We start from the raw sequence: 11,941 nt of genomic DNA, 5'->3' as shown, positions 1-11,941 counted from the left end.
TCAATAAACTCGTTATTATTTGTAATGTGCTCAATAAACTCAATATTGTCACCTAACTTGGTAATAAACTCTTGGTTGTCCACCAAATTCGTAACGAACGTACTGTTGTTGGCAATTTCTGCTACGTCTAAACGAACAGCATTGTTGTCTGAGTCTGTAATAATCAACTGATCGTTGAGCAATTCAAAACGAACGTTGGTCGTATTTAATGTAGACCAATCAATTTCGTGTTCTACGCCATGCTCATCGTAATACACAAATGTATTTGTAGTCGAATTGTAGTTTACATTTCCATAGGCTCCTTTTAGTTCCTTGATAATGTTCTCAATAAACTCGTTATTATTTGTAATGTGCTCAATAAACTCAATATTGTCACCTAACTTGGTAATAAACTCTTGGTTATCTACAAGATTGGTAACGAACGTACTGTTGTTGGCAATATCTGAAACTGCTAAATATACACTGTGACTTTCACTATCCGTAATCACTAAGGATTCCTCTCCATTTTTTGAGGGATTTCCTTCAATTGTAAATGTGTTGTTTTTGCGATCTTTGTATGTATCGCCAGAAAGTAAAGGTGTCCATTCATTAGATTTCCAATAATAAAACCCTGCAGTTAAATTCGCACTACCTGTGTGATATACGAGTAAACTTTCTACTTTTTCCCCTTCGATAGGCGAAAAATCACTTTTGTTTCTCAACTCTACTCGAGGAAGTAAAACTCCTTTTTTCAGCGCCACAATCTCCAATTGTGCAGAACTAGCTGCTTTTCTGGTACCGATACCAACTTGAGCCATTGCTGAACTACTTAACATTAGTACTACTAGTGGGATTAATCTTCTTATCATATCCAATTTTTTTGTTATACAACTCATAAAATCTTGTTATACAAATTTACAGCTATTAAATATATTCTTATAATAAATCTTAATATTTACAAATAAAACAAGCAATAACACAAAATAATTAAATTATCTTCATGTAATTGATTAGAAAACAAAGAAAACGCATAGCGCCAAAAAAGTTAATTATTCGCATATAATCACTTTTTTAATGAATTAAATCTTCTTAGCAGAATAAATTGAAAAACAAGGAATTTTTGAACAAAAACAATCTCAAAACGAGTAGGTCAAAAAATAAAAAAAAAATAAATTTTTCGCATCGCCATTTTTTCTCTTTATAGAGAGAAGTTACACATTATGCATTTAAAAACGTCAGACGTTGATGTTTTTAGAAGAAGTTCACCATATTCGATCTTTAGCTAAAAAACAACGAATTTGCTGTTATGCATGCATATAAAAATATACCTATTACGCTGTGCTTTTCAGCAGGAACAAAGTCGCAAAAAATGAATAGATCAAAAAAAAGGGAGCCTTTTTGGGACTCCCTTTGATCTAAACAAAACTATTTACTACTTTATAAACTTATATTTCGTGTATAAAAATTAAATTCTATGAGGTAAAACTACTTACAGATTCATAATAATGAATTCACTTCGTCTATTGGCTTCATGTTCTTCATCCGAACAATCTACCCCATTGCTACAACGGTTAATTAGTTGACTTTCACCATATCCTCTACCTGTTAATCGGCTCTCCTCAACTCCTTGACTAATCATCCATTTCATTGTTGCTTGTGCACGTCTCTCTGATAAACTCATGTTGTACTCATCATTTCCACGGCTATCGGTGTGGGAACGAACGTCTAACTGAATTTTTGGATGTTGTAGTAATACATCGACTACTTTTCTCAATTCAACTTGCGCATCCGGGCGAATAGTTGCAGAATCAAAATCAAAGTGGATTGGAGATAATTTCAATTTCTTAAATAAGTCATCTCCTTTTTCAATCAATTCAATTTCAATATTTACGCGTTGTTTAACATCGCGATTCGTATCTACCGTAAACTCTTTTGAAAAATAACCTTCTTTGTTCACAAGAACGCGGTATTCCCCTCCACACACTAATTTATCTGTACTATAATACCCCTGTTCATTCGTGTAAACTTTGTCAATTAGCTTGTTGTACATATCGAAAACTTGAATTTCTACCTCTACAATTCCTCCTTTAGAATCGACATCTGACACAAGCCCCTCCATGATTTGATAGCAGGGTTTTTCAACGAAGAGATAGATATCATCTGCGCCGTATCCTCCAGGTCTGTTCGAACTGATGAACCCTTTTTTCGTATTTGCATCAATATAAATTCCAAAATCGTCATAAGGGCTGTTGATGTCTGGTCCTAAATTAACAGGAGTTCCTATCTTTCCATCTGCATTGATCTTAGCTTTATACAAATCTAATCCACCAAATCCAGGATGTCCATCACTGGCAAAATAGAGCACATAATCTTTAGAGATAAACGGTAAAGTTTCTCTTCCACTGGTATTGATTTGTGTTCCCAAATGTTCTATTAAACCAAAGCGACCTGTCTCAAAAACACTTACGCGAAACAAATCTGACTGTCCTAGACCTCCTTTTCGATCTGAGACAAAATACAACCACTTCTCATCTGGAGTTAATGCGGGATGTGCCGTATTGTACTCGTCTAAATTGAAGGGTAACTCTTCTACTGCTCCCCAGCTTCCATCGGCTTGCTTTCTCGCTTTATAAATTTTTAGCAAAGAAGCTTCATCTTCATTGTATTGGGCGCGTTTTCCTCCTTTTGTCGATCCATAATTACTCGTAAAGTACATGGTTTTACCGTCTTTAGTAAAAACAGCGGTCCCCATATTGAGTTCCTTAGACGCTATTTCTTTGGCAAATAACACAGGCGCTTCAAAACTTCCATCTTCACCGATTGTAGTTGCATACAATTTAGTAAAATGTTGATCCGTCCAGGAGTGCACTTTATTCTTCATTTGGTCATTTGCACGAGAGGAAGTAAAAATCAAACGATTCTCAAGCAAGGTAGCTCCATAATCTGTAAAGGCGCTATTAACTGTCAAGTTAGCTATTGTAAAACGAGAAGCTGGCAAAGTTTGATTCACGAGTTCTTCATTGGTAATAAACAATTGAGAACGAGAATCTGAAGCCTTTAATTGGGCAAATTGCTGCAAAATTTCATCCGCTTTTTGAATGAAATTCATCGATTTAAGCGTTTGTCCGTATCGATAGTAGTATTCTTTGTCTAGGCCTGCGAGGTCCTTGTCCTCATAGGTACCATTAAACAATTCGTCATACCATCTGAATGCTTCTTCAAACTTGGCATTGAAGTAATAAGAATCTCCTAATTTACTAAGTATAGAGGCATTCACTTGTCCTCTTGCGATCATCTCTTCATACACTTTGATCGCATCTACATAAGCAAACGTATCAAATTTGTGATCTGCTTTTCGCTCCTTTCTAGTTTGTCCTATACTAGGTAAGCTGAACAAAATAAAAAACAGCACAAAGCTATTGAATATATATTTTCTAACCATAACTGCTTTCGTTTAGAAGAATCGTGGAGCGATTTTTCTCTTATTATTACTAAATAATTCGAACTTCATGAAGATTTCATGAGAACCAGAGTGGTATTTCGCCAATTTACTAGTATCGGCATCATAAGTATAACCAATAAACAAGCCATCTGTTACCTGAAATCCAGCTAATCCACTTACAGAAGCATCCCAACGATAGGCAGCTCCAACGGTAAATTTCTCATAAAGCAGGAAATTGGCTGTTAGATCTACTTGTAGAGGAGATCCTGTCATCACCTTGACTAAGGCAGCAGGTTTAAATTGTATCTCTGGGTTAATCTCAAACACATAGCCCCCCATAAGGTAGAAATGTGCTTTCTCTTTCATTAGTTTGTAATCACTATGGTTGTATATATTACTAGACAAGATCGTTGGTGCTGAGAGTCCTACATAGGCTTTATCTGAATATAGATAAACCCCAGCCCCTACGTTTCCGGAAAATTTACCACTGATATTGTCTGCAGCAACCGGATCTGTACCATCGTAAATTTGTAATTTGTTGTAGTCCACATCTAGTAATGATCCAGTTCCTTTCAATCCAAAAGCCAACTTATAGTGGTAGTTCAATTCTACGGTATACGCTAAATCAACTGCAAAACTATTTTGATCAACAATCCCTAAGCGGTCATTCTTAAAGTGAAAGCCCATCCCTAGGCCCGAATCATTCAATGGAGTCGTTCCTGATAAATACGCTGTTTTTGGTGCACCATCAAGTCCTACCCATTGGGTGCGATACAAACCAAAAAGCTGTAAATTACTCACACTACCCGAATAAGCAGGGTTGATCGCCCCAGGGTTATACATGTACTGTGTATATTGAGGGTCTTGTTGTGCAAAAGCGGAAGGAACAGAAATCAAACCTAAAATTGCAAAAATTACACTGTATATTTTATTTTCTATTTTCATCTCTTGCCCGTTTAATTATTTTCCAAATGGAGGTTAGCGGCTTTCTTTATCATGCGACTGCCATTAGCATCAGTGTACTCATAGGTAAGTACATAATAGTACGTCCCACTAGGTAGTTTACTCCCTTTGTCTATCGTAACATTTCCTTCAGAATAGCCTCTAAATACGTTACTACTTCCATCTCCATTAGGATCATACCCCTTAGTTTCATAAACGCGTGCTCCCCAACGATTGAAAATTTCAACTTTACTATTCGGGTAATGCTGGATATTGTCGATAATAAAATAATCGTTTTTACCATCTCCATTTGGACTAACCATATTGTAAATCACAATACCTCCATCTAATACCCAATCTTTCTTCACTGTTGCTAAAGTGAAAAATCCATACCCTTTCACAGTCGCTACAGTGGTTACTTCGCGCGATGACATATCTACAACTCCTCCTTCATCTACCCAAATCTGTTGCTTGTCGTCCCAACGCACAATGTGCAAATCTTCTTCTGGTGTTTTCAAAACATCAGCATCTGTAGTTGATTCATCCCAACTTAAAGTTAACAACACATCACTTGTATTGTCTTTTCCTTGGTCAATCAACCAATATTCCTTTGTATTCAGTGCTTTTATCACCCCTACTTTAGTCGTACGGGACTCGAAAAATGCCTGATCATTATAGATATATTCGCCAATAAACGCATCTTTACTGCTCTTAGGAGCCGAGATACGCGCATAGCGATATTTACCCTGATCTCCAATTGGATAGGTAAATATGTCTTGCCCTATTTTTTCAATAACTCCATCAACATGTGCCTCATTGCGGACATTCAATGTGGTAGATCCATTTTGAAAGGTCATCATACCATAAGATACCCCTGTTAGTGGATTTACTGCAGGATCAACTTTAACAATGCCCTCTTGAAAATCTGCAGCCCCATATATATCTATATTCTGCTTTAAATCAAAAGCAACACCTTGAACAGGATTGTTAAACTCCACATCGTAAAAAGATGCTATTCCGTTACCTGTCAGTTGTTTTACCACATTAGTTGTGCTATTTACGGTAAAAATAGTTCTTGACGTTTTATTGTTTTCAGTAATTCCATACCAACCATCGTTGATGAAATGTTGAAAATAAACCACAGTTCCGTCGTTGGTGACGTCCCCTGATTCTTGATTTTCAAATGTCCCCTCAAAAGAAATCAGATCTCCTGAAGACACAGACAGAATCCCTTGGTTGCTAATCAACAACGGGTCTTCTTGCCCATACATTATTAAACCACTACAAAATGCGGTTAATACTGTATATAAAATTTTTCTTTTTTTCATGCTTTTCTTTTTTGGTTCGTTAGTTTAGTTACACCGTAACCAATACTTACCTATCATATAAAGTAATCTGTAGTAGGAGTCATCGATGGTTATAGCGCAGGTACATGACTTGTCCTATTCCTGCTCCTTTTCAGTTTACTTTATTTTTTTTTCGTATACTTGAACAAGTAAAATACCTGTTCCGAAATTTTCTCTTCCATCTGTAAAGTCTCCAAAGTAAACTATTCCAGCACCTCCTTCGATATAGGGTAAAGTGGAATAAGTAAACGACATGGTATTGGCCGTTTTATTGACTACGATATCAGTAGCCTTACCCGTAACTGGCATAGAAGCAATGTAGTATCCATCAAAAGTAGTTCTTGTGTCAAAACTGGTATATTTTCTAGATCCTTCATCAAGCTCCTCCCTTCTGTTGTTAGCATTGTTTGTTTTCATCAACGTAATGCCCGCATAACTTGGAGCCGACCTCCACATGGTTACCGGAATATTGTATTCAATAGCTATGGCCACTTCAGTAAAAGGTTCTACCTCAACTGTAATATCTAAACCTAAACGGGAATAGCCCGCATTGCTTCCCCCGGCATTTACCACCTCAGGGTCTATCATCTTGTAAAAGATATCTTTTGCTTCATAGTTATCCGCCCCTTTAGGGATATACCCTAAATCGCCATTTTCATTGGCTACTACTACTTTGGTTGAAGGTAGTGTAGTGTTAATGGCACGAAGGCGAACTTCTCCGTCTACATCCAAATCCGCTTTAGGTTGCTTTACGCTAATTCCCACTTGCGCATAGGTCATTCCTGTACACAATAAAAAGCATACTACTTGTAAGAGTTCTTTTACCATCTTAATAATCAAAAACATTAATATTCATTGATCCTCTTCCCCAATTGTAATTATTTCCTGTTCCGCCAGCAAACATTCCAAATTGGGTTGGTGTACCTTTGGTTTCCCCATACATGCGGTAGGTTATCTTTATCGGAGTATTAGAGGGATTCTCAATCGCGTCATAATAGGTGTTGGCAACAGCTCTACCATTGGCGGTACCTGTTCCGATATAGGCGCTAGGTGGACTATAACCGCGACTTGCTTCATTTATAAAGGCTTCCGTAGCGGTATTGATTTGACGGCTTACATGTACCATCAAATTACCATTAGTACCAGTCATAACCGGAACACTATAGTGAAGTTCAATCAGAAATTTTGCATAAGGAGGAACCTCAATCGTAATATCTGCATTTAAATTTATCCGATTGGGTGCTCGAGCAACTATTCGCGCAGGCATTTTTGAGAAGTAACTCGTGCGATAAATAAAATTTCCCTCTTCTTTTACTTTTGCTCCTACATATCCTTCTTGATCCAAAAAAAGAAAATGATTGTATTCTTCTTGGCGATCACTTACATCAGGCAATCCACTAAACTTAGTTTGTACGTTGATGTCGAGGGCCGCTTCTGGCTGGGCCACCCCAATTCCCACCTGAGCAAAAGTTAAGGTAGACATAAGCAATAGGATTGCTAAACTATATTTATATTTCATCTTGATTCGTTCTACAGTGCTTTAAAAAATACCATGCTTGAGAATACACCTACACCAAAATTTTGGGCTGTAGCGGTATCACTAAAATAAAAGGAAGCCACATTTGCATTCTTACTTTCGATAAAACCTTGGAGTGAATAGGTCACACTTTCGGTAGCAGAAGTAGTATTTTTAACAACATCTACGTATTTCCCATCGATGTAAGAACCGCCATGAGAAGTAGCATTTGGAACACTATAGGTGGAAGGAAAAGTAAATTTTCTCGCCCCCAACGGCAGATGTCCTTCTTTACTAGAGATCAATTTGATTCCCGCATAGTCGGGCAACGTAGCTATTGTATTGGGTAGTTTATATACCGGAATATTATAGGTGAGCACCACGATGATCTCACTAAAAGGGGGAACATCAACAGTTAAACCTACCCCTAAATCAACACTTTGATTCGGTTCCACCAACACTGGAGGTACGAATTGCTTTTTCAAACCATCATAGTAAAAGCGTTCTTTAACTACTTCTGAAGCGGTTAAATTACCCGCATCATCACTTGAAAGTTGTCGCGATAACGCTCTATTATTGTCTAGATTTTGAAAGCGAACTGTTCCTTTTACTTCGAATTCTTGCGTTGGCTTACTAATTCCAATTCCAACTTGTGCATGTGAACACATGCCTATCAGTAGAAAAAAGGAAAAAATGGTCGTGTTTAATTTTTTGCTCATAATCCTATTCGGTATAGAAGAAAACCTATTTACTGCCTTGTAAAATAAAAGAGAAGTCTCTTTTTTAACACAAACTAGCATCCCTTGTACAAAACAATAAATAGGTCTCTTTATTTCAGTCAATTTGTTCGTATACGTTGTTTCTCTTATTTGATATATTCTAAGATCAAATAGTAAGATCCTTCAGGATACACTGTAGTTAAAGAGTTAGCTACACCAATAGTTATCAAAGTCTGACTACCAATGATTTCTTTACTTACAATTCCTTCGTTAATTGCATTAGTCGCTTTATTGATTAGACGAACTTGCAAAATAACCTCGTTAAGCACTTCATTAATTAGCACTTCATTTGTTTTTTCAGCCAATGTAATATCCCATACGCGTTGTGCAATTTTCTTATTTGTGCCCAACCATTTTTCTTCTTTGATAGTCTCATCATAAGTATAGTCAACGATTGCTGCTGATGTTGCCTCATTAACAATTGTTTTAAATACTTGGTTGTCTCCTAATTTGGTAACAAACTCATTGTTCTGTGCTAAATGAGTAACAAACTCACTGTTCTCTGCTAAATTGGTAACAAAAACCTCATTCTTCGCCATGATCTCTCCTAAGACATCCATAGACACTTGGAATTCAACATCATCTGTATCAGTGATAGTCAAGAACTCCGTTGTTGCTACAAACGATTTGATTTTTGTATTTCCTAAAACATCCCAGCTAATTGCAACTTCATTGTATTCCTCGTCATAGTAGAAGAAGGAAGCACTTGTTACGTCATAACCAACGTTTCCGTATTTTCCTGTTAACTCCTTGATGATGTTTTCAATGAATTCGTTATTGTTGGTAATTTTAGTTACAAATTCAGCGTTTTCAGTTAATTCAGTAATAAACTTCTCATTCTTAGTTAAGTTCGTTACAAAGACATCATTCTTCGCCATGATCTCTCCTAAAGTATCCATAGACACTTGGAATTCAACATCATCTGTATCCGTGATAGTTAAAAACTCCTCTGTTGCAACAAACGTTTTGATTTTTGTATTACCTAAATCATCCCAGCTAATTGCAATTTCATTGTATTCGTCGTCATAGTAGAAGAAGGATGCACTTGCTACATCATAGCCCACGTTTCCGTATTTCCCTGTTAACTCCTTGATAATGTTATCAATGAATTCGTTATTATTGGTAATATTAGTTACAAATTCAGCGTTTTCAGTTAACTCAGTAATAAACTTCTCATTCTTAGTTAAGTTCGTTACAAAGACATCATTCTTCGCCATGATCTCTCCTAAAGTATCCATAGACACTTGGAATGCAACATCATCTGTATCCGTGATAGTCAAAAACTCCGTTGTTGCTACAAACGATTTGATTTTTGTATTTCCTAAAACATCCCAGCTAATTGCAACTTCATTGTATTCGTCGTCATAGTAGAAGAAGGAAGCACTTGCTACATCATAGCCCACGTTTCCGTATTTTCCAGTTAACTCATTGATGATGTTTTCAATGAATTCGTTGTTCTCTGTAATCTTATTTATAAATTCACTGTTGTTGGTAATATGCTCAATAAATTCAACATTATCACCTAATTTTGTAATAAACTCCTGATTTTCAGTTAAGTTAGTTACAAACGTCGTATTATTTGCAATATCTTTAACTGCTAGAGAAACACTATGTCCTTGCGTATCCGTAATAATTAATGATTCCTCATTAGTAACGGTATCCATTCCAAGAACGAAAGTGTTGTTTTTTCTATCAACAAAGGTTGTTCCTGAAAGCAAAGGCGTCCAGCTATTGTCTTTCCAATAGTAGAAACCAGCTTCCATTGTAGGAATACCAAGGTGATATACTAATAAACTCTCTACCATTTCACCCTCAATAGAAGTACGGTCAGTAAGTCCATTTAACGTTAAGCGAGGAAGTAAAACCCCTTTATTTGATGCTACAACATCTAGTTGCGCAGCGGCTGCTGCTTTTTTAGTACCGATACCAATTTGAGCAAATGCTGCTCCACTTAACATAAGTGCGACGAATGGAATAATTCTTTTTATCATATTCTATTTATTGATTTATTTAACTTTTAATTTTCCTTCACAAAGATACCTCCATAACATTATATTCAACAACACCTTGTAAATATTACGAATAATTTAATTATTTAGTTAAATTAAAAGTTTACATTTTGATTTTATTGATTTTTATTAATTTTAACACAAAGTCAAAAACCACAGTTTTAATCGCAAAAATTCACTACAGCTAGCTAAAAAAATCTAGCATAAAGAATAGTAGGTATTTTTTAGGTACAGTTTAAGTAACACAATCACAAAATGTAGGGGAGTAAAAACGAAAACAAAAATTAATTTTTCTCATCGCTTTTTAGAAGCAAACCCCTTAAAAAAAACAGCTTTTTCAAAAAAAAACGTTAGGTAAGTGATAATTTTACGTAAAACCAATCAAAATTGTCTCTTAAAAAAATGATTGGATTGGAATGTAACTGCATGAACTAGCCACCTGACAACAAACTACTGTTAAAACAGTACGTTTTTATCAAGATAGAATGCTTTTTCTTTAACTAAAGAACAGCAACGCTAAAACAAGGTGATGATTCTGTATAAGTCAGGTAAGTTTAAAAATCCTTACCCCTTTATATCGGCCGGATTACACAAGAAATGGCAAAAACGGCGATACGTTTCATGCTAATCTAACTTAGTAATCCGTCAGATTCTTAATATTAGGTAAGAAAGCTCCGCGAATACAAAAAACTTCTCTTACATCTTTAGGCTCAACCGAGAAATTTTCAAAAGCAGGGTTATCACTTACAAATAAAAGTTCGCCTGTTTCTGTGTGACGTTTAAATCGATAACACAAAATTCCTTTGCCCTCTACAACTAATAAATAAATATGCCAGGGTTTCATTTCAGTTAACTCAATTTGTTTTGTCAACACATAAGAACTTACCTTAATCGTAGGGTACATATTTTCAACCCCAATTTGAAAGGCCATATCAATTTCTTCTTCCGTTGGAAAAACACAACTCGGTGAGGTTCCACAACATTTTTCCGGATTGAGAAAATATTCGATATGGTGATCGACCGAAATCATCTTTACTCTTCTGTTTTCCAAATCAACATTGAGTACAGAATTGGGATGAGCCAAAAACAAATCGTTTAAGTCGATTTTGTGTTTTTTACACACCTCTATTATTTTATCATAACGCAAAGTTTCTCTTACTTTCCAAGATGATAACGTATTCGGTTTTATACCTAACAAGTTCGCTAGTTCTAAATCGTTCTTGTAACCGAGTAGTTGTTTTAATCTTTTAATTACTTCGTTTGCTTGTAACATAGTTTTTTTCTTTTCTCTTTTTCTCTTTTTGTATATGGAGAATATTGTTCTATTCTCTAAATTCCAATTATCTTGCCAAAAAAATCGCACACCTTGCATTTATGGCAAAAAAATAGGTAAAAAAAATCAAATTAAATTACAAACAACTGATTTTCAATTATTTATAATTTTATTTATTTATTTTATTTAACTTTTTTTTAAGATTATTTTTTTTCATTACGCAAATAAATAAGGCCAAAAAATATATTCCAAACCTAAAAAAAGGCTTCAAATTGAAGTAAATCGCAAAATATCACTAAAACTTATCCTGTTGTATTCAGAATTGCGTATGTAACAGTATACTTTTTGGGAAGTGCAGTATGCGCCTCATACACCTAAACCGAAATGCCAGTACATACCCCTTATTGGCCTCTAGTTTATTATTATAAACAAAACAAACAAATTTAAACAATTAACAAATAAATCGTAGCATACATCTTATTTTTACCACTAACACTTTATTTTATAAGAAATATCATAATAATTAAACATAGTTTAATAAATAATAAACAAAGTATCAATTTATATTTATTCTAAAAACCCTAAAAACTAAAGATTTAGACGGTATAAATTCGCTAAATGCCATTTTTAACAGTAAACTCCATATACACCTTCA

The 11,941-nt window shown here is 35.3% G+C and carries 9 protein-coding genes; all 9 read right to left on the bottom strand.

From position 1 onward, the window contains the following. Positions 1-848 (bottom strand): phage tail-like protein (locus HX062_RS03285; RefSeq protein WP_502888498.1); only part of this gene is annotated, 848 nt, incomplete at its 3' end. Between the two features lie 620 nt (positions 849-1,468). After that, positions 1,469-3,421 (bottom strand): OmpA family protein, encoded by a 1,953-nt coding sequence (locus HX062_RS03280; RefSeq protein WP_286466396.1) that lies wholly within the window; start codon positions 3,419-3,421, stop codon positions 1,469-1,471. 12 nt (positions 3,422-3,433) lie between these two features. Further along, entirely contained in the window at positions 3,434-4,366 is a 933-nt protein-coding gene (locus HX062_RS03275; protein ID WP_286466395.1) for a PorP/SprF family type IX secretion system membrane protein, read from the bottom strand. An 11-nt stretch (positions 4,367-4,377) separates the two neighbouring features. Beyond that, a complete protein-coding gene (locus HX062_RS03270) occupies positions 4,378-5,691 on the bottom strand; it encodes a T9SS type B sorting domain-containing protein (RefSeq protein ID WP_286466394.1) in 1,314 nt (437 codons plus the stop codon). A 135-nt stretch (positions 5,692-5,826) separates the two neighbouring features. Further along, on the bottom strand, positions 5,827-6,537 hold the full coding sequence (locus HX062_RS03265; RefSeq protein WP_286466393.1) for a hypothetical protein: 711 nt from the start codon (positions 6,535-6,537) through the stop codon (positions 5,827-5,829). A 1-nt stretch (position 6,538) separates the two neighbouring features. Next, positions 6,539-7,228, bottom strand: coding sequence for a hypothetical protein (locus HX062_RS03260; RefSeq protein WP_286466391.1), 690 nt, complete (start codon positions 7,226-7,228; stop codon positions 6,539-6,541). An 11-nt stretch (positions 7,229-7,239) separates the two neighbouring features. Beyond that, on the bottom strand, positions 7,240-7,944 hold the full coding sequence (locus HX062_RS03255; RefSeq protein WP_286466390.1) for a hypothetical protein: 705 nt from the start codon (positions 7,942-7,944) through the stop codon (positions 7,240-7,242). Between the two features lie 146 nt (positions 7,945-8,090). Next, entirely contained in the window at positions 8,091-9,995 is a 1,905-nt protein-coding gene (locus HX062_RS03250; RefSeq protein WP_182626210.1) for a phage tail-like protein, read from the bottom strand. A gap of 652 nt (positions 9,996-10,647) precedes the next feature. After that, a complete protein-coding gene (locus HX062_RS03245; RefSeq protein ID WP_182626211.1) occupies positions 10,648-11,286 on the bottom strand; it encodes a helix-turn-helix domain-containing protein in 639 nt (212 codons plus the stop codon). Positions 11,287-11,941 lie beyond the last annotated feature (655 nt).

The sequence above is a fragment of the Myroides sp. DF42-4-2 genome (genome assembly GCF_030326445.1).
Taxonomy (GTDB): Bacteria; Bacteroidota; Bacteroidia; order Flavobacteriales; family Flavobacteriaceae; genus Flavobacterium.
Note: the sequence above shows the minus strand (reverse complement) of the source record. Positions and strands in the feature narration are given on the sequence as shown.

Coding starts and splice junctions, on each gene's coding strand:
- HX062_RS03280 (WP_286466396.1), bottom strand. CDS start 3,421: ATGGTTAGAAAATATATATTCAATAGCTTTGTGCTGTTTTTTATTTTG.
- HX062_RS03275 (WP_286466395.1), bottom strand. CDS start 4,366: ATGAAAATAGAAAATAAAATATACAGTGTAATTTTTGCAATTTTAGGT.
- HX062_RS03270 (WP_286466394.1), bottom strand. CDS start 5,691: ATGAAAAAAAGAAAAATTTTATATACAGTATTAACCGCATTTTGTAGT.
- HX062_RS03265 (WP_286466393.1), bottom strand. CDS start 6,537: ATGGTAAAAGAACTCTTACAAGTAGTATGCTTTTTATTGTGTACAGGA.
- HX062_RS03260 (WP_286466391.1), bottom strand. CDS start 7,228: ATGAAATATAAATATAGTTTAGCAATCCTATTGCTTATGTCTACCTTA.
- HX062_RS03255 (WP_286466390.1), bottom strand. CDS start 7,944: ATGAGCAAAAAATTAAACACGACCATTTTTTCCTTTTTTCTACTGATA.
- HX062_RS03250 (WP_182626210.1), bottom strand. CDS start 9,995: ATGATAAAAAGAATTATTCCATTCGTCGCACTTATGTTAAGTGGAGCA.
- HX062_RS03245 (WP_182626211.1), bottom strand. CDS start 11,286: ATGTTACAAGCAAACGAAGTAATTAAAAGATTAAAACAACTACTCGGT.